18 protein-coding genes are annotated in these 18,780 nt (G+C 58.6%); 6 read left to right on the plus strand and 12 right to left on the minus strand.

What is annotated here, in order from left to right:
* Positions 1-593: 593 nt before the first annotated feature.
* From MJQ68_RS09635 to MJQ68_RS09660, 6 genes are all read right to left on the minus strand, one after another.
* Entirely contained in the window at positions 594-1,616 is a 1,023-nt protein-coding gene (locus MJQ68_RS09635) for a twin-arginine translocation signal domain-containing protein (RefSeq protein WP_238750861.1), read from the minus strand.
* Position 1,617: 1 nt separating this feature from the next.
* Positions 1,618-3,012, minus strand: coding sequence for a c-type cytochrome domain-containing protein (locus tag MJQ68_RS09640; protein ID WP_238750862.1), 1,395 nt, complete (start codon positions 3,010-3,012; stop codon positions 1,618-1,620).
* Positions 3,013-3,026: 14 nt separating this feature from the next.
* Complete coding sequence (locus tag MJQ68_RS09645) at positions 3,027-4,493, minus strand: DUF1501 domain-containing protein (protein ID WP_238750863.1); 1,467 nt, start codon at positions 4,491-4,493, stop codon at positions 3,027-3,029.
* Positions 4,494-4,499: 6 nt separating this feature from the next.
* Positions 4,500-7,736: a DUF1553 domain-containing protein gene (locus tag MJQ68_RS09650; RefSeq protein ID WP_238750865.1), complete on the minus strand. Its 3,237-nt coding sequence runs from the start codon at positions 7,734-7,736 to the stop codon at positions 4,500-4,502.
* A gap of 179 nt (positions 7,737-7,915) precedes the next feature.
* On the minus strand, positions 7,916-8,437 hold the full coding sequence (locus MJQ68_RS09655; protein ID WP_238750867.1) for a hypothetical protein: 522 nt from the start codon (positions 8,435-8,437) through the stop codon (positions 7,916-7,918).
* A 453-nt stretch (positions 8,438-8,890) separates the two neighbouring features.
* Complete coding sequence (locus tag MJQ68_RS09660) at positions 8,891-9,349, minus strand: immunity 26/phosphotriesterase HocA family protein (RefSeq protein ID WP_238750869.1); 459 nt, start codon at positions 9,347-9,349, stop codon at positions 8,891-8,893.
* A 257-nt stretch (positions 9,350-9,606) separates the two neighbouring features.
* Here MJQ68_RS09660 and MJQ68_RS18025 point away from each other — a divergent pair, with 257 nt between their 5' ends.
* The 4 genes from MJQ68_RS18025 to MJQ68_RS09680 all read left to right on the plus strand — a co-directional run bounded on the left by MJQ68_RS18025 (position 9,607) and on the right by MJQ68_RS09680 (position 10,742).
* Complete coding sequence (locus MJQ68_RS18025; protein ID WP_406612808.1) at positions 9,607-9,738, plus strand: transposase; 132 nt, start codon at positions 9,607-9,609, stop codon at positions 9,736-9,738.
* Between the two features lie 238 nt (positions 9,739-9,976).
* Positions 9,977-10,324 carry an IS3 family transposase gene (locus tag MJQ68_RS09670; RefSeq protein ID WP_238750872.1) on the plus strand — a complete coding sequence of 116 codons (348 nt, stop codon included), beginning with the start codon at positions 9,977-9,979 and terminating at the stop codon, positions 10,322-10,324.
* Positions 10,299-10,478: a hypothetical protein gene (locus MJQ68_RS09675; RefSeq protein ID WP_238750873.1), complete on the plus strand. Its 180-nt coding sequence runs from the start codon at positions 10,299-10,301 to the stop codon at positions 10,476-10,478. The genes MJQ68_RS09670 and MJQ68_RS09675 overlap by 26 nt, the downstream gene beginning before the upstream one ends.
* A gap of 51 nt (positions 10,479-10,529) precedes the next feature.
* Complete coding sequence (locus tag MJQ68_RS09680; RefSeq protein ID WP_264759006.1) at positions 10,530-10,742, plus strand: integrase core domain-containing protein; 213 nt, start codon at positions 10,530-10,532, stop codon at positions 10,740-10,742.
* Between the two features lie 50 nt (positions 10,743-10,792).
* Here the strand turns inward: MJQ68_RS09680 and MJQ68_RS09685 are convergent, their stop codons facing one another.
* From MJQ68_RS09685 to MJQ68_RS09710, 6 genes are all read right to left on the minus strand, one after another.
* Positions 10,793-11,227 (minus strand): DUF4265 domain-containing protein, encoded by a 435-nt coding sequence (locus MJQ68_RS09685; protein WP_238750875.1) that lies wholly within the window; start codon positions 11,225-11,227, stop codon positions 10,793-10,795.
* Between the two features lie 85 nt (positions 11,228-11,312).
* Complete coding sequence (locus MJQ68_RS09690) at positions 11,313-11,591, minus strand: hypothetical protein (protein ID WP_238750876.1); 279 nt, start codon at positions 11,589-11,591, stop codon at positions 11,313-11,315.
* Between the two features lie 243 nt (positions 11,592-11,834).
* Complete coding sequence (locus MJQ68_RS09695) at positions 11,835-12,281, minus strand: DUF2199 domain-containing protein (RefSeq protein ID WP_238750877.1); 447 nt, start codon at positions 12,279-12,281, stop codon at positions 11,835-11,837.
* 173 nt (positions 12,282-12,454) lie between these two features.
* Positions 12,455-13,981, minus strand: coding sequence for a T9SS type A sorting domain-containing protein (locus tag MJQ68_RS09700; protein WP_238750878.1), 1,527 nt, complete (start codon positions 13,979-13,981; stop codon positions 12,455-12,457).
* Positions 13,982-14,086: 105 nt separating this feature from the next.
* A complete protein-coding gene (locus MJQ68_RS09705) occupies positions 14,087-15,439 on the minus strand; it encodes a Gfo/Idh/MocA family oxidoreductase (RefSeq protein WP_238750880.1) in 1,353 nt (450 codons plus the stop codon).
* 16 nt (positions 15,440-15,455) lie between these two features.
* Complete coding sequence (locus tag MJQ68_RS09710; RefSeq protein ID WP_238750882.1) at positions 15,456-16,259, minus strand: 3-keto-disaccharide hydrolase; 804 nt, start codon at positions 16,257-16,259, stop codon at positions 15,456-15,458.
* A 252-nt stretch (positions 16,260-16,511) separates the two neighbouring features.
* On the opposite strand from MJQ68_RS09710, the gene MJQ68_RS09715 reads away from it, so the two are divergent.
* Complete coding sequence (locus MJQ68_RS09715; protein ID WP_238750884.1) at positions 16,512-17,420, plus strand: DUF2167 domain-containing protein; 909 nt, start codon at positions 16,512-16,514, stop codon at positions 17,418-17,420.
* Between the two features lie 91 nt (positions 17,421-17,511).
* The gene (locus MJQ68_RS09720; RefSeq protein ID WP_238750886.1) at positions 17,512-18,777 is read left to right on the plus strand and encodes an aminotransferase class I/II-fold pyridoxal phosphate-dependent enzyme; all 1,266 of its coding nucleotides are present in this window, start codon (positions 17,512-17,514) and stop codon (positions 18,775-18,777) included.
* The last annotated feature ends 3 nt before the right edge of the window (positions 18,778-18,780 follow it).

The raw sequence follows: 18,780 nt of genomic DNA on the forward strand, positions 1-18,780 counted from the left end.
CGCCCGCGCCCCGGATGCCGTATCCTCCGCTAACGGATTGTAACTTCGGATATGAATACTAAACTCATATGCTCGATTTACTACATTTTGACAGGTGGGTTTACAATATATGCTGGCGCGCAATTTATCGTATATATCTATACATCTGGAATATAATCGATTAGTAGCACAGCACTGCCGTTACGGCACCTCAACCCACTGCCCCAGTTGAGATTGGTATTCGTAGTAATTATCAAAGCCAAAGGCGTAATATATTTTATATCTAGAACTATCAGTAAGTGTGTAGTGTGGTCCAGCACCCATACTCTCATCATATCCAATATCGCCGAGTGTTCTAGGTAACTTACCTCGTTCATGACGATACCTTTCGATACTAGAGACAATAACGGCCCCTTCCCGTTCTAACTCCCTGTTTTCAGTCCAGACGAACAATTGCGCTATGCTTATTACCACTACGCCACCAAACAACAATATGATTACGAGCCACTTCAAATCAATATTTTTAATGCAAATATTACATACCTACAGATCAAATCATCGGTTGAATTACCTCGCACCCGCGGCCCCGCCCCGAAAGAAGCACCGCCACCTCCCTACACCCGCCGCAAACGAATGGGGTACGTACGGCCGCTGTACCACTGGGGTATGTAGAGGTTACCGTCACCGTCGGCACACACGTCGTGGGGGTTCATGAAGGTCTGACCGTCTTGTTTGACGTCGGTAAAATCCGTCTGTTTGGTGACTTCCGAGCCGCCCGGGAGGGAAACCACGTTGAAGTCCTTGTCGAGTACGGCGATCATACCGTCGTAGCTCCACCAACTATCGGTCACGATGACCGCGAAGAGGGTGTGCTCCCCGGCGATGACCGGACGGCAGATCTGCAGGCCGGGCAGTTTGCGGGTGCTCAGGAACTTACCGTCCATACTCCAGCGCTGAAATTCTTGCTTGGCGCGGCTGGTGATGAGCAGTTCTTCGCCTCCGCGCCGGTCGTCGACGACGATGCCGTGGCAACAGTCGAAGTGATCCGGGCCGCCGAATACCTGCTTGAGCCGGCCCGTCGCGTCGAAGTGAAAGATTTGGTTGCTGCCGTAGCCGTCGGCTACGTAGACCTCTCCACTAGCGGCAATGGCCGTCTCGGTAGGCTTGAACTGCTGGCCTTCGGGGATCAGGTCGGGTGGAACGGAAAGCTCCCGAATGACACGACCGTCGGGATCTAGATTGAGTACGCGACCGTCGGCGCTGTCGGTGATCCAGAACGTCTGGTCGCTCCCCTGACCGGCCTTACTGAACCCGTGGGGTTCGGTAAGGTCGAGCTGCCAGCTGTCGAGCAGTTTCCCGTCTTTACTATAGGCCAGCACGTTGAAGTCGCGGGCCACGGTGCTGCACAACAGGCGCCCCCGGTCGTCGAGCTCCATCTCGTGGCAGTGCTGCAGGGGTTGGGATACGGGGTCGAGGGCACCCCAGCCCTTGTCGACCGTATAGCGGAAGTCGCCCTGACCGACGGTGGGGCCGTCCAACGCCGACCGCAGCGGCCTGGAGGGCAGGGGGGTGGTCATGGCCGCGGCCCCGAGGAGGCTGGCTTTCTTGAGGAAATTACGGCGGGGAGCTGTGGGCATGTCATTTGCTGTTTTCCCCCGTGTCGGGGCCGAAGGTGAAACCGGTATCGATAGCGATGGTGGGGTGGGCGCTGGCGAAGGTGGCGACGGCTTCGGGACTGACGTTCGTCTGCCATAAATATATACGCCGGAGGGCGGGAAAGTGCTGAAGGTGCGCAAAAATGGTGTCGTCTACCTTCGTGTCGTAAAGGTTCAGGCTTTCGAGGTGGGGCAGTTCGCCCAGTCTTTCGATCGTAGCGCTGGAGATGCCGGTGCCGTTGAGCCGCAGTCGGTTCAGGTTCTTGAATGCGGCGAGGGGCAGGAGGTCGGCGTCGGTAAAGGATAGCCGATCGAGGCTCAGGTAGGCAATTTGGTCGTGGGCCAGCTCGGCCAGCGTAGCTAGCGCGGCGGGGTCGATGGTCGCGCCACGTGCTGGCTTGGCCTCCAGGGCGGGGCCGCCGGGCAGCAGGGGCGTCAGTACCCAATCAAGGTCGGCAAGCAGCTGTAGTGTCTGGGCGGGGAGCGCAGGTGCCGTGATGGTTTCTGCGAAGAGCCTGGGGCGGAGATCCAGCCCGTAGTCGCGCGCAAGGAATTCCTTGATGTCGGCCGGTACGTCCTTCGGGTCGAATACCGCCAGGGTATCGGCTCCCTCGGCGATCCAGTACTCCAGCAAGCGTACCTGGGTGAAGCTGAGGGGCTCCCCCCGGGGGGGCATGGCCTTTGCGTTGCTGCGGGGTAGCGTTACCCGCTTGTACCACAGACTGCCGAGTGCGTCACCCGGTGTGACGATGCTGCCGCCGTCTCCCCCCGCAAATAGTAGGCGGGCCTCGTCCATACGCAGCCCGCCGTTCTGCTTGCCTGCATTATGGCACCTGACGCAGGTCTCGTCGAGCGCCGGCCGCAGGAAGGAAGCGTAGATGTTGATGCTGTCGGTATTGACGGTTGACCAGTCGACCGGACCCGTGGTGTCCGCTGCATGCCCGCTGAGCTGCTGTACCAGCGGCGGCGCGTGCTCCAACAGGTACGTTTCGCCGTGGGTGAGGTTACCCCCCTGATGGCCGGCCAGGCCGAGGAGGGCCACCGTTAACACGCCGAAGCCCTTGGCTACTTTTCCTCCCCTACGGCTAACGAATACACCGATGACAGCCAGGGTGGCCACACCGAAGCCCAGCCACTGGTGCCAGAACAGCGTGTCGCCACCACCGCTTTCGCCGGAGAGTAAGTAGCCGCAAAAAGCCGCGACTACGGCGGAGGCCGCCCCCAGTACCCAGCCGACCCCGATAGCGGCCCGTGCCCGGTCACCCGGCCACCACTCCAGCACCGCCGCCAGTATCAGGAAGCCAATGGGCAGGTGCACCAGGAGGGGGTGAAAGCGACCTACGAATAAGCCGAGATCGGCGAGCAGCAAGGATGGCATGGCGAATACGGTGCTCAACTCAGAATACCCTTTACTACGTGACCGTGCACGTCCGTCAGCCGGTACCTCCTGCCCTGGTGTTTGAACGTCAGCCTTTCGTGATCTACCCCGAGCAGGTGGAGCATGGTCGCCTGCAGGTCGTGGACGTGCACCCCGTTTTCGACGATGTTGTAGCCGAACGCATCGGTCTTGCCGTAGATCATACCGGGCTTTACCCCCGCACCGGCCATCCACATACTGAAGCAACGCGGGTGGTGGTCGCGCCCGTAGTTTTCCTTTGTAAGCTTACCCTGACTAAAGGCCGTTCTGCCGAACTCACCGCCCCACACCACCAGGGTATCTTCCAGCAGGCCACGCTGTTTGAGATCCTTGACCAGTGCGGCACTCGCCCGGTCGGCGCTGCTGGCCATCGTCTTGATGTCTCGCGGCAGGTTCCCATGCTGATCCCAACCCATGTGGTACAGCTGGATGAAGGGAACGTCGCGCTCGGCCAGACGGCGGGCCAGCAGGCAGTTTGCCGCAAACGTCCCCGGCTTTTTAGCCTCCTCCCCGTACAGGTCGAAGGTGTGATCCGGCTCGTTGCTGAAGTCGGTGATCTCCGGTACGCTGGCCTGCATCCGGTAGGCCATTTCGTACTGGTTTATTTTGGAGTCTATCTCCGCATCGCCCCACCGCTGCTGCTGCTCCCGGTCCAGCGCTTCGAGTACGTCGAGCTCCCTGCGGCGGCGGTCCCGCGTTATTCCCTGCGGGTTGTTCAGGAACAGCACCGGGTCCTTGCCACTACGGAACTGAACGCCCTGGTGGTGGCTGGGAAGAAAGCCGCTCGACCAAGACTGCATGTTCAGGTTCTGTACATCGTCGCGCCCCTTAGAGAGCAGCACCACGAAGGAGGGAAGGTTCTTATTGGGACTGCCCAGACCATAACTCAGCCACGCACCCATCGCCGGGCGGCCTACCTGCTGACTACCGGTCTGCATGAAAACGGTTGCGGGCTCGTGGTTGATCGCATCGGTGTACATGGAGTTGATCACGCAGATGTCTTCCGCCACGGCGGCCGTGTAGGGCATGATGGAGCTGAAGTAGCCTCCCGTCTTCGCGTTGCGGGTGAAGTCGTATACGGAGCCTACGAGGGGGAAGCTCGACTGGGCGGCGAGCATACCGGATAGGCGCTGCGTACCCCGTACCGAATCCGGGATTTCCTCCCCCCACCGTTCGTTAAGCAAGGGCTTATAGTCGAACGTCTCGAGGTGACTCGGTGCACCGGCCTGAAATAAGTAGATGACCCGTTTTGCCTTCGGCAGGTGGTGGTAGCCCGGTAGGACACCTCCGTTACCGGGCCCCGCCGGACCGGTGAGTGCCCCCCCTAATAGTCGCTCGGGGGCGATCAGCCCACCGAGCGCCAGGGCGCCCAGCCCCTTCGAGGTAGTGCGTAGGAACTCTCGGCGGGTAGCCAAGAACCGGGCCTTTACTAAATCATTCATGGTGGGCTAATTCTTGTAGTACCCCTCCTGCGTATTCATTACGCTGTTCGCTACCCGGGCGAGTGCTGCCACGCGGGTCGGGCCGGCGGCCAGGTCGGTGTCGTGAAATCCGGTGGCCAGAAACTCCTGGGTGGCGAAGGGGTGATCGTCGAAGTAGTTAAGCTCCCCCTCGTAGTACTGCAGCATGATCTCCCGCTCGTTGGTTGTCGGCTCACGGCCGATGAGGCGACGAAAGATCAGGTCCGTAGCCTGCACTTCCGACCTGGTCGCCGCGAGTGCGTTGGCGGCAAGTACCCTACAGGCCTCCAAGATCTGAGGATCGTTGAGCAGCACGAGGGCCTGCAGGGGGGTGCTCGACCGCTGCCGCCGTACCTGACACTCGTTGCGCAGGCTGGCGTCGAAGGTAAGCATGGCCGGGGGCGGGGAGTTGCGCTTCCAGAACGTGTAGAGGCTGCGGCGGTACAGCCCTTCTTCTTTATCGACCACGTATTCCGGTGAAAAGCCGTGCCCGTTCACTTCCCTCCACAGCCCGGCGGGTTGGTAGGGATATACGGAGGCCCCCCCGACCTTCGTATTTAGTAGATCCGCCGCCGCCAGTGCATTATCGCGTACCATCTCCGCAGACCTACGGTAACGGGGTGCCCGCGCCAGCCAGTAGTTATCCGGGTCGCGCTCGCTCAGGTCTTCGCGTATCCTACTGCTCTGTCGGTACGTACTACTCATCACCATCATCTTGACCAGGCGTTTGACGTCCCAGCCGTGTGCCCTAAAGTCAACTGCCAGGTAGTCGAGCAAGTCGGGGTGGCTGGGTAGGGCACCCTGGTTGCCGAAATCCTCGACGGTTTCTACCAGTCCGCGACCAAACATCACGTACCATAGCTGATTGACGGCCACCCGGGCGGTCAGGGGGTTGTCTTCGTGTAGCAGCCACCGGGCCAGCCCGAGGCGATTGCGGGGCGCACCCTGCGGCCAGACCAGCAGATTTTCCGGGACGCCAGGGCTCACCTCCGCGCCGTGCTCGTCGTAGACGCCCCGGTTTAGGATGTACGTGGGCCGCACGTGGCTATCGTCGCCCATGACCATGACCTCCCTGACGGTGTCGAGCGTGGTTACCTCGCGGGCCCTGAGTCGGTGCAGCGACCGTTGCAGCGCGATGCTCCGCTCGTTGCGGTGTAGGTCGTCGTACTCCCTGCGTTCCCGCTCGTCGGTACCGAGGGTAAACTCACCGATGGGCGCTTCGTAGAGGTAACGGGCAATCAGGTCACCGGCCTCTACGTTGAGCACGCGCAGCTCGTCGATGCGTCCGCCACCGAAGTCTTCATCGTAAAAGCGACTGCCTACGGTGAGGCCGTTGTACTGCGCGTAGATCAGTGCGCCGGTTTCCGTCCCGTACGGCCGCGTGCTTCTGACGAGATGGTTACGGAGCACCGTCGGGGCGGTGAGCTGCCCGTCAACGTAGACGCGCATGCCGCCGGCGTCGCTGCTACCATCATAACTCCAGGTAAAGTGGGTCCAGGTTTCGTTGCGCAGGGGCTCATCTATGCGCAGATCGATCGACTGATAGGGGTGGGCGTGATTGAGGCGCAGGTGCACCCGGTTGCTGTCGATGATGGCGTCCCAACCCCGGTACCCCTGGATACGGGTATTGGAGTTGTACAGCACGTGGGCTTCCTCGAAAAATTTCGGGGTGTACACCCAAAAGCTAACGGTGAAGGGGTCACTGCGCTCGAAGCGGCTACCTTCCCCCTCGGTGGTCAATGCTTCGGGGCCCAGCTCCACCGCCCTTCCAATTCTTCCCGGCACCTGCGACAGCGCATTCCAGCGCAGCTTGTACCCGTTTGCGTGCTCCACCACGGGGGTTTCGTCGAAGGTGAGGTGGTTGACCGTTTTACTCGCTATGTAGCCCTTCAATTCGGTTTCCCGCAGGGCCGGCAGTGGGTCGGCGGATGCACTGTCGAGCGTGCCGGTCAGTGCGGCCTCTTCCTGCTCGATGAGGTGCAGTAGATAGTCGTGAATGCGCCTCGTCTCCGCGTCCGGTAGAGCCAGGGTCGGCCCGGCGTTCATGCTCAGCGCATTGTCGGTCTTCATGCTGTTCTGGACCCCGTTGAGCCCAAAGATCGCGTCTCCCCGCTCGACGGTATTGTTGAAAAAGCCGAACAGCTCGTAATAATTCTTCTGACTGAGGGGGTCGTACTTATGATCGTGACAACGGGCGCAGCCGACGGTAAGCCCCATGAATGCCGTACCTACCGTATTGGCGCGATCGGCTACGTACTCGACGCGGAACTCTTCCGGAATGATGCCTCCCTCGGAGTTTTGCTTATGCGTCCGGTTAAAGGTAGTGGCGAGTAGCTGGTCGGGGGTCGGCTCCTCCAGGAGGTCACCGGCGATCTGCCACCGGAGAAATTGGTCGTAGGGTAAATTTTCGTTGTAGGCCCTGATCACCCAGTCGCGGTAGGGCCACAGTTCGTGGTGAAAATCATCTAAGTAGCCTTCGGAGTCCGCGAAGCGAGCAACGTCCATCCAGTAATTAGCCATCCGCTCCCCGTAGGCGGGCCGCGCCATCAGCTCGTCTACCATGGCTTCGTACCAGTCCGGTATGTCGGCCGCCTCCCACTTGTCTAGGTCGGCAATGGTGGGGGGTAGGCCGGTAAGGTCGAAGTAGGCCCGGCGGATCAGGTAGGGGCGCTCCGCCTCCTGACTGGGCGCCACGTTCTCCAGAGAAAGTTTAGCGGCCACGAAGCGATCGATGTCGTTGGTAGCCCACCCTTCCCCCGCTGCCGGTACGGTAGGGCTGGTTGGCGCGACAAACGCCCAGTGCGCCTTGTACTCCGCCCCCTGCTCGACCCACTTTGTCAATACAGCGATCTCGTAGTCGCTGAGGCTGAGGTTCGACTCCGGAGTGGGCATGACCAGCTCCGGGTCTTCGCTGTTGATCCGGGCGATCATCTCGCTCGCGGCAGGTTTACCGGGCTTGATCGCCACTCCGTGACCGGAGCTGAGGGAGGCATACGCCCCCTCCGGGGTGTCGAGTCGCAGGTCGGCCTGTTGCCGCCGGGCATCGGGGCCGTGGCAAGCGTAGCAACGATCCGACAGGATCGGTTTGACGTGAAAGTTAAAGTCGATGTCTTGCGGAAGGGTCGCGTAGGCTTCCGCCACCCCCTCCTTCAGGTCGGGCCCGCAGGCCGTCAGCAGAGAAGCCATACAGGCAAAGCTCAGAAAGCGCTTGAGGGTAGGTAACATGGAGGGGGGCGGGTCGGCGGCTTACCCCGTAAGATAAGGGTAAATCTCACATACGTTGAAGCGATGTAAAGACCGCGCCGGTCCCGACCCTGACTCCACTACCCAGTCGGGTGTCTTAAGTACTGTGATCCTTGTCGTCCGCCGAACCGGTACTTCGTATCGGCCGCCGCATCGTTCGGCTACGCATACCCCAGTTCCAGGCCGAAGGGCGTGTAGAGGTTCTCCTGCAGCACCTCGTTCGTGCTCGCTACGTTCGTTACGCTGATCTTGTCCGGCAGGTTCAGGTAGTTGTACGCGATGGCCGTAATGCCCTTGTATGTGTCCTTTTTGAGGTTACCGTTGGCGTCGTACTCGTAGCCCGTACCACCCGCACCGGCTGAGAAGCCGAGGGACTTGCTCGCCGTAGGGGCGGTCTCGATTACACTGGCCAGCTTGTTCGTACCGGAGGTGGTCGTGTAGGTCAGGTTGTCGATCTGGCCCACCGTCCAGGCCGAGCCGGTGAGGTAGAGGCCGTTGCGTTTGAGCGTCTTTATGTTGCCCCGCGCATCCGCATAAGTGACCTCCTCCTTGAACTTCTGGTCCGAGGAGACCACTCCGGCGTCCGTCATGTCGTAGTAGCTCGCTACGTTCATGCGACTAAGGTAGTCATACGTAGCGCTGTAGGCCTGGCGTTCGTCCCGACTCAGTCGGGACCAGATCACCTGGGCGATGTTGCCGTCCTTACGGGCCGTACCGGCCAGGCCACTGAGGAGCTGGTCGTAGCGTAGCTCTAGTGCAAATAAGTCGTTGGCATCCGCCGTCGCGCCGGGTGCACCCGAATTTAGGTAGCACCGGGGCGGTAGGGGCTACCTTGATACCGGTATTGGTGCCCCCCAGGGTAGACTGGTTGATGGTGGTCAGCCAGCCCTGGGCGTTGTAGGCATAACGGAGTTAGGGGCGGGGCCACGGGTGCGATGCCTTACGGTAAAACCAAAAGCCATACCCAATGCAGTTGATACCGACCTGTGTGCTTTGCTACTTTTTGTAGCGCCCAACAGCCGCGCCCCGTCTATACCGCCGCAAATAGCGTCGCCACGGCGGGGCGCTAGGCATCGAGCGACAACTCTAAAATTGTTACTGAGTCTACCAAACTACCTGGGATCTGTGGAGCAAATCTATTTTATAGACAGCTGCTCCACCCATACATTGGGTCTATCTGCAAAGTGATCTTGAAGCCTACTTATAACATGATCAGCTTCCCAAACAGCAGCAGCTTCAAGACCTAAGCACTGATCTTTCGTGGCTTTAGTAATAGCTCCTGTAACCGGGTTATACAATTCAAGATTATTCGGGTTTAAGTTATCTTGAATGAATTTCAGCGGCTCATCCTTCAAACTATCCGTAATTGGCAACTTACATTTTTTTTGCCACAAGCCGCTTGTTATTACGTCATCATATACTCTTACGATAAAGGCAACTGGTGAGCCGTACAAGATGCCACAGTTTTCTAGGGGCTCATCCAGTTGAGTATCGAAGAATGCACAGCTTTTGGAGGCTAGTATCTGCGCGTAATAATAGTTTGTGCCCGAGTGTATCTCTAACACTGCCCCAGTCGTCATATGTTGTTTCTTCATCGTCAAGTTGTTTAACCCCCGCCAAACTCACTTTGGGCTGCTCTTTGGTAATCTGATGCTCTTTTGTTTGTAGGGCTAACACCATTTATATCGTTTCCCGATGTCCCACCTTGAGATTGAGCACGCCCATTTGCTTCAATTTGCTGCTGCTCTCTACCCCTTATTGCGGCTGGGTTAGAAGAAGATCGATCCAACCTGGCAGTATAATACCTCGACAAAATTGGACCACAATCTAAGTTGAAAACTTACCTTGTACCATGAAGCGATCAAGAAGAAAATTCACCGCTGCCTTCAAGGCCAAAGTCGCCATTGAGGCCTTGAAAGAAAGACAAACGCTCGCCGAGCTGGCCAAGAAGTTTGAGCTTCACCCTAACCAGATTAGTCAGTAGAAGCAGGAGTTTATCGCCGGTTCCGAGCAGGTCTTCGAGACCGGCGAGGGCAAGACGGCTTCCGGATCTGATGCGGTCACCGCCAACGAAGCCGAGCTGCAGCAACTCTACGCCAAGATTGGTCAGCTGCAGATGGAACGCGACTTTCGAAAAAAAACTTAGCCAGATGGGATCACCTTAAGTAAGGCGTTCCGGACTAGAGGCCCAGGCTAGCCTGTCTATCCGCCGGCAGTGCGACTTGCTTTCGGTAAGCCGCGGCAGCGTCTATTATGAGCCTAAGGGTGAGAACGAGCAGAACCTGGCGATGATGCGGCTGATGGATGCCCACATCCTGGAGGAGCCAACGGCGGGCGTGCTGACCATGCAGTCGATGCTCCGAGATAAAGGGTACCACGCGGGCTACGAACGGGTGCGTAGATTAATGCGAAAGGCCTGTATTCGAGCCATTTACCCACGCAGGCACCTGACGGTACTGGGGCAGGCGAAGTACGTTCACCCTTACCTGCTACGCGACCTGGAGATCCACCGACCGGGGCAGGTCTGGGCCATCGACATCACCTATGTCCCGCTGCAGAAAGGCTTATGAGTACCTCACGGCGATCATTGACGTGTACTCAAGCTACATCGTAGGCTGGGGTCTAGCCAACACCCTGGCGGCGGAAGCCAGCCCGGGAGTGGTTCGCCAGGCGGTGGCCGAGCACGGGGCACCGCAGATCCTGAACTCCGACCAGTGTTGCTAGTTTACCTGCTCGCCGCAGTATGTAACCTACCTGTGTGAGCAGGGCATTGCCATCAGCATGGACGGCAAGGGCAGGGCCCTGGATAACATCTACATCGAGCGCTTCTGGCGCATGATTAAGTACCAGCACATCTTTCTGAACCCCGCCGCCAACGGCCGGCAGTTGTACCGAGGAATCGAGAAATGGCTGTATCGCTACCACCACCGGGATCATCAGGAAATCAACCGAGTAAAGCCTATCCAGCGGTACCGAAAGGCCGCCTAACTTTCACCTAACTAACTTGGCTCCGTGGTCTGAAAACCCGAGGTACTATACTATGGCTTACGATTTGTGGCAATTGCCGCTTCCTGGTACTCCCATTCACCATCTTGCAAACCCTGATTCAGATAATTTTGAACAAAAGAATATGACACTGTGGGAGGAACATCCACTGCGATTAAAGTGGGCAAGTTACTTAGTTCTGAAGCACACCCCATAGATTCTAATTCTGCTCTCAAACTTTGCACTTTCTTCGCATCATCTACCAAGACTCTTATGGTAGAATGACCACTTTCTCGTATTACATCCTTTGCATAAAGGGCACCACCTAACTCTTTTACCTCAATTATATCATTGAGGGCATAATTTTTTGCGTAGAAAAGTATGTTGTCTAACTGATACCCGGTGTTGACTTTTTTCGCCCAGGCAGACTCAACACCCGGCTCTTCAAAGAAGTCATGTGGGAACAGAATTTTTGAATAGTCTTCCATAGTTACATTAATGGCAGTGTATCATAAGTAATGGTGGGCGGTTAGATTGCGCTGCCAGAATAGGTAGTCGATCGCGGCCACATGGTTAGTGAGCTTTTTGGAAAACGACACGCTCCGCCGTACCAGCCGACTTACTCTGACTTACCCCAGTGAAGTAGCCTTCAATGGGGTAAGTCAGTGCTTTACTCGCTCGGTGCTGTTCCTTCGGGATGGTTTGGTAGTAGGCCTCCAAGTAGTCCGTAGCAAATGCACAGTTTTCGCGTAACCGATCGAGCAGTTTGTCCTGCAGCCGCTCGGCATCCGCTTTGCTCTGGACACCAATGTGAAAGGCTAACACTTGCTTGATCGCCGGACAGTAGATCACTCAGATGCACCGCTTATTTTGTTTCCGCTCCACGAACGACCACATCTCATCCAGTTGTAATTTAACCCCTTGCAGTTCTGGTTCCGACCCTGACTCCACTACCCAGTCGGGTGCCTTAAGTACTGTGATCCTCGTCGTCCGCCGAACCGGTACTTCGTATCGGCCGCCGCATCGTTCGGCTACTTTATAGTCAGCGATTATCCTGGGTTCCGGAAGTATAACTTGATAGTACCTGTTCATTTTTTAGAATCCCAGCACTGCTCCACCATCGTGAAGAGACTTCATCCAATCAATATACATATCCTTGGGTATCCCGTGGTTTTGATGAGAATAAGCCTCGTGGGTAGCCATTGTCGTGATTAGAGTCGGCTTCTTATAGTCAGGTCTACTGGGGTCAAAATAAACTTGAATTGCCTTATCCCTACCGGCTTTATAAAACGGAATATTCGCTGCCAGTTTACCTCTGCACATAAAGGTAGATCCCTCCTTTGCAATAGCTTCTATTTCACTCATTTCGATCACCACCCACAGGCCAAACACAAAACTTTCCTCCATGTCTTGAATCGGCATGCTCAGTATTTCGTAAGTAACCATCTTCGACCCATATACAATATAGGCCGTATCGTGAAGCTGATGTGACTGCTGCGGCATAGCTGGCGCTGGCATATCTACCTTGGAATAGTATTTCATTGATATTTTACTAGCTGCCTTATATATATATATATATCACCGCCTGAGCTAGCCCCTCGAAATTTCAGGCCAGGTTCAAAAGAGTTGTTGATATGGAGCGCATACAGGCGGCCTGTTGGACTTCGATGTATAGTCAGGCTGCTGATATCAATCTTCGCACCCGCGTCCCCGCCCTACCGCTGTACCACGAGTCTGCGCACCGCCCGCGCCCCGGATTCCGTATCCTCCAGTTGAAGGATGTACACGCCCGGAGGGTAGGCCGTCAGATCGAGCGGAACGGCCTGGGCGAACGGCAGCTGCTGCAGCCGATGGCCGGAGACGTTGAATAGTGTCACGGATAGCTTGGCGTTGCCCGCCAACTGTACGTTTACCGGGCCGGTCGTGGGGTTGGGATATAGCTGTACTTCGAGCGATGGCGTATTCCGTACGGCGGTGGGTCCGTCGCTCGTGCTACTGACTGTGATATAGTGCACCTCCTCACCGACTACCGGATCGATGGCGGAGAAGTACAGCCGTTCTCCGGATACTACTACTTCGGCGTCCGGATTACCGGCCAGGCGGACGGGGACGGGTGTGAGCACGCTACGCTCCGGATCGAGCAGGTAAAGCTCCTGCGAAGCCACTATGGCGAATACCTGGCCGAATGGTACGATCCGACTGACCACGGCGGGTGCTTCTGTCACTATACGGGTGCCGTCCGGCGTACCGTCCGTGCGCCAGATCGCTGAGGTAGTGTCGCTGGTTCTACGGACGAACAGTGCTTCCGTCGCACTGATCTTGGTAACGCCACGCGCCATGTACGCATCGTCTGCAGCAACAGCTGGTTCCAGTAGGATAGCTACGGCACCGGAATAGTCGACGGCGTACACTCTGCCGTCGAAGCCGACCTGGACCCAGGCCGCGATAAGACCGGCCGCATCGGGAACCGTAGGAAAGAGCTCGGGGAGGGGGGCAGACAGACTCGTCGCGTCGAGCAAGCGGTTCGCTTCGCCGAAGGTGGATTTGTTGTAGTTGATACTTACCTGACCGCCCCGGCTGAAGTAGACGATCGGACTGACGGCATTGACCTCCCCCAGCAAGGTGACCATTTCCGTAGCCGGACTATACGCTGCCGGACCGAATCCCGCTCCCTGCGCGGCGGAAAAGTAGAGAAGCGCACCGTCCGTAGCCAGATACTGCCGGCCCTGATTCCGTGTACCGATATAGGTATCGCTTCTAATGACCGTGGTAGTCTCGCTCACGGGATTGAAAGCGACCAGCTCGTGCACCTGCTGGGCAAAACTAGACTGCACCTGCCGAATAAAGTACAGCCGTTGGTCGAGCAGGGTATAGTCGCTTATAGCAGCGGTAAATAACTGAGGCGGCAGTGTACGGACCGCTCCATCCGCGCCGCTGATCTCGGTGATGATAGATACGTTACTCTCAAAACTGGCAAAGTAATACCGGTCATTGACCGCACCGATAAGGGTGGCATCTTGCGGAAACTCGATGGGACGTGTACCCGCTAGCTGACCGTCGGAAAAGTAATTGGTCACATCATTCTGATCATTGGTCGACCAGACTATGCTGCCGTTACCTGAGGCGAAGAGCTGGGTGATGGTAGCACCTGCGGTATTACGATCCAAAATACCAAGCGTAAAATCGATGGACTGTCCGGTCATCACGGCCGACAGCAGTAGTACAAGTAGAGTGTGCTTCATTATCTACCGTAGCCCCAGGATTTAGTGAGGGCGGGGCCGCGGGTGCGATACAAAGATGCACTACCGTAGGTATAGCCGGTAGTTAAAGTTTATTTCTTTTGGGGGCTAAAACGCCCGATAACTACCCGCCAAAAATTCATTCGCCTTATCCTCCGCAAAGCGGGCGGTATCGGTATCCCAGTGCAGTGTCTCGCCCGGGAAGCGACCGGCCACTACGCCGAGCAGAATCACCTCCGTAAGGCGGGAGGCATAGCTGAAGGGCGCACTGGTCTCGTCCTTGCCCAGACAGGCGTCCACAAACTGGTGGTAGTGCTTGGGGCTCTCCGTGGCGTAATTGCGCACGGGCTCCCCCAGGTCGAGGGCGGCGGCGGCAGCGGTGATCTCGGTACCGATCTCCCGGTAGGCACCGTCGACAAAGAGGCGAGGCTCCTGCATGAAGTGGGGGAGGAGGAGCTTGCCCGTCTCGCCGTAAAAGATCGCGCCCTGTTCGGGGAGGGGATCGCCGTTGGGGAGCTCCAGCTCGGGCTGCTCGCCCGGCGCGCCGGGACCGTCGTACCAGACCCACTTGAGGGTATCCGCCGTATATGCCGTGCCAGGAAATTCGTAGGTGACCACATTGTGCTCGGGGAAGCCGTAGCCGCTCGGCGGACGGCAGTCGTTCACGATCGTCAAGGGCACGTCCAGCGCCAGCGCATTGTAGGGGGTATCGAAGATGTGTACGCCCATATCGCCCAGGGTACCGCAGCCGTAGTCGACGATCTGCCGCCAGTTGGAAGGGTGGTAGCGCTCCTCGACGTAGGGACGGTCGGGAGCGGTGCCGAGCCAGAGATCCCAGTTCAGGGTTTCGGGCACGGGGTCGGATTCGGTGGGGGCCGGGCCGTTGTAGCCCCAGTTCTTCGGCGACCAGGCACGCACCTCGCGCACCTTACCGATGAGGCCCGACTGGATCAGCTGGGTAGCCACCCGGTAGTCGTAGAAGCTGTGCACCTGGATACCCATCTGGGTGACCAGCTTGCGGTCGCGGGCCACGCGGGCCATCTCGCGGGCCTCGGCGACGTGGTGGGTGAGGGGCTTCTGGCAGTAGACAGGCTTGTCCATTCCCATCGCCAGCAGGGAGGCCGGGGCGTGGGTGTGGTCGGGTGTGGCGACGATGACGGCGTCGATCTCGTCACCCATCTCATCCAGCATGACGCGGTAGTCGGTATAGGATCGGGCCTTGGGGTACTGTGCCTGGGCCTCGGCCAGAAACTTGCTGTCTACGTCGCAGAGGGCCACCACATCCACGGCGGGGTGGGAGGCGATGGCACCCATGTCCTCACGACCCTGATAGCCGAGGCCGACGTGGGCGGTGCGGAGGCGGCCCGGCGTGCCGGATATAGCGCTCTGTGTGGCACAGCCGGGTAGGAGGGCGGCAGCGGCCAGTACGGTGCTGCTCTGGAGGAATGTTCTTCTTTTCATGGTCGCTTAGCGTTTACTAGAGTTCCCGGATGCGGATGTTGCGAAACCAGAGGGGGCTACCGTGGTCCTGCAGGACAATGTAGCCACTGCGGTACTTGCCGTAGTCCGGCGCGTCCTTCCACTTGCCGGAATTGCGCTTTTCCTCCCAGTCCTCCGACCAGGGCACGAAGGACAGCAGCAGCTCCCCGTTCAGCCAGTACTCGACCCGCTCGGGGGTGAACACGATGCGGCTGCTGTTCCACTCGCCCGGGGGGTTGAGCTTCTTCTTCGTGGGGTCTGCGGTGTGCATGGCGTAGTCGGCCCCCGTCATCTGCCAGTCCTGCAGCTGCTCCGGGTGCTCGGCGCCGAACTGGCTGTTGTAGGCCGTCAGGTCGTGTATCTCCGCATAGCCTTCGTCGTCGATGAGCTGGTATTCGGGGGCCATCACGGTGGGCGAGTCGTAGCCTTCTTCCTTGGCGTGGTAGAGGATGCCGCTGTTGCCGCCGGGGGGGATCTTCCAGTCCAGCTCCAGCTCGAAATTGTCGAATTCGCGTGCGCCGTACACCACGTCCCGGCCGCCGGTATAGTCCTGCTCCAGCTGCACCTCGGTGTCGAAGAGCAGCATGCCGTCGCGCGCGACCCATCCGGGGGGCAGCACGTCGGACTTATAGCCCCGCCAGCCGTCGGTAGAGCTGCCGTCGAATAAGGTGATCCACTCACCGACTTCGGTGCTGTCTGCCGTGGTCTCATCGACTTCAGTCGTACGGTCGACCGCCCGATCGGCGCAGGCGGTCAGCAGCAGCAGGGTGCTGTACAGGATGGTAACTAGGCGGAGCTTCATGGGCGGCGGGGCGGCTTGGTTCGTCCGATCAATATAGGGCACGCCGTCCGGTACGGGCGCGTCCGCAGGTGCAAAGGCTGGGAATGAGCGGGCTGGCGGGTATAATTGTTAAAGTGGCAGGAAACGGACTTAAATGCTATACCACCAGTTATTTTTATACCACGGTACGTCGTCAGTCGGGCATTAGCTAGTCCCGTACTGCGGCGGAATGGCACCGCCCATATCCTATTTACACTCACCCCTCTTTTACCTATGCAAGTTAATGTTCTGACGGTAGCCCTGCTACTCCTCTCCGGCTATGCCCAGGCTCAACTATTAGATACCGAAGCCTACGACGAAGCCGAAGTGGTCGACCCCTACCAGGAATGGGCCGATAGCGTAGCGCAAACCCTTACCTTCTACGCAGATACTACCCTCACGATCGGGGACGGCCTGGCCGATCTAGCCATACCCCCCGGCTATACCTTCGTCTACCCCGACGATGCCTATACCGTACTCGTAGACCTCTGGGGCAATATGCCGGAAATGGGCGATGCCTCCCTGGGCATGCTCTTCCCCGCGCAGTACGGACCGGCCAACCCCGCCGGCTACGGCATCAACATCAGCTACACCGAAGAGGGCTACGTATCGGACGACGATGCGGCCGACTACGACTACGACGAACTCCTCGAGCAGCTACAGGAGGATACCGAAGCCGGTAATGCATACCGCGAAGAACAGGGCTACCAGGCCATGCACCTCCTGGGCTGGGCCGCCACCCCCCACTACGACCAGACCAATAAACGCCTGCACTGGGCCAAGCGCCTACAGTTCGAAGGGATGCCGGTGGAAACCCTGAACTACAACATCCTCTTCCTCGGCCGCCGCGGCTACCTCACCTTCAACGTGATCGGCGGCATGCAGGACCTCCCCGAGGTCGACGCCAAGCTCGACGATATGCTCGCCAGCCTGACCTACACTACGGGCAACCGCTACGCCGACTTCGACGCCAGTACCGACAATATTGCTGCCTACGGCATTGCCGCCCTCATCGGCGCCAAGGTGCTGGCCAAGACCGGCCTACTGGCCACCATCGGCATCTTCCTGCTCAAAGCCTGGAAGCTGATCGCGATCGCAGTGGTCGCCGCAGGTGCCGGCCTCAAGAAGTTTTTGGGCAGGTAGCGTTGGCTGTGTGATTGGTCTCCGCACCGGCGGCCCCGCCCCCTGTCTAGCTCCGGCTCACGTTGTACCTTTGCGCCCATATCCCCCGACCATGAAAGATCTATTTGACAAGTTTCGTGAATTCAAAGGGCCCCTGGGACAGTACCAGGACGTGGCTCACGGCTACTTCTCCTTCCCTAAGTTGGAGGGCGAGCTCGGCCCCCGCATGACGTTTCGCGGCAAGGAATGCATCATCTGGAGCATCAACTCCTACCTAGGCATCACCAACCACCCGGACGTGCGCAAGGCCGACGCCGACGCCACGGCCGAGTACGGACTGGCCTACCCCATGGGCGCCCGCATCATGAGCGGCGAGACCGACGCCCACGAGCAACTGGAACGCGAACTGGCCGACTTCACCCAGAAGGAAGCAGCCCTGCTGCTGAACTTCGGCTACCAGGGCATCATGTCGATCGTGGATGCCTGCCTGACGCGCCACGACGTGGTGGTCTACGACCGCGACGACCACGCCTGTATCATGGACGGGATCCGCATGCACCAGGGCCCCAAGTTCTCCTTCAAGCACAACGACATCGATCACTTCCTGGTGCGGATGGAGCAGGCCAAGAAGGAAGCCGAGAAGCGTGATTCCGGTATCCTGGTCATCACCGAGGGCGTCTTCGGTATGCGCGGCGAGCAGGGTATCCTCAAGGAGATCGTGCAGTACAAGGAACAGTACGGCTTCCGCCTGCTGGTCGACGATGCCCACGGCTTCGGTACGATGGGTGCCACGGGTGCCGGTGCCGGCGAGGAGCAGGGCGTGCAGGACGAGATCGACGTATACTTCTCCACCTTCGCCAAGGCTATGTCCGGCTTCGGTGCCTTCGTGAGTGCCGATAAGGACATCATCGAGTTCATGCGCTACAACCTGCGCAGTCAGGTTTTCGCCAAGACCCTCTGCATGCCCATGGTCAAGGGCGCCCTGGTACGTCTGCGCCTCCTGCGCGAACAACCGGAGCTGCGCGAGAAGTTGTGGAAGAACGTCCACCACCTCCAGAACGGCCTGCGCGAAGCGGGCTTCAACATCGGCAATACGGGCGCCTGCGTGACGCCGGTCTTCCTCGAAGGCAGTACCTACGAGGCCGGGGCCCTGATCTACGACCTGCGCGAGAACTACGGCATCTTCTGCTCCGTAGTGCTGCCGCCGGTCATCCCGAAGGGACAGCTGATCCTACGCCTCATCCCCACCGCCGAGCACACCGAAGAGGATATCCAGACTACCCTGGACGCCTTCAAGGCCGTACGCAGCAAGCTGGAGGACGGCACCTACGATAAGATGGGGGAGCTGTTTCGGGCTGGGGAGATTAATGTGGTGTAGGTT

This window comes from Neolewinella maritima (assembly GCF_923081025.1).
In the GTDB taxonomy this organism is placed as follows: domain Bacteria; phylum Bacteroidota; class Bacteroidia; order Chitinophagales; family Saprospiraceae; genus Neolewinella; species Neolewinella maritima.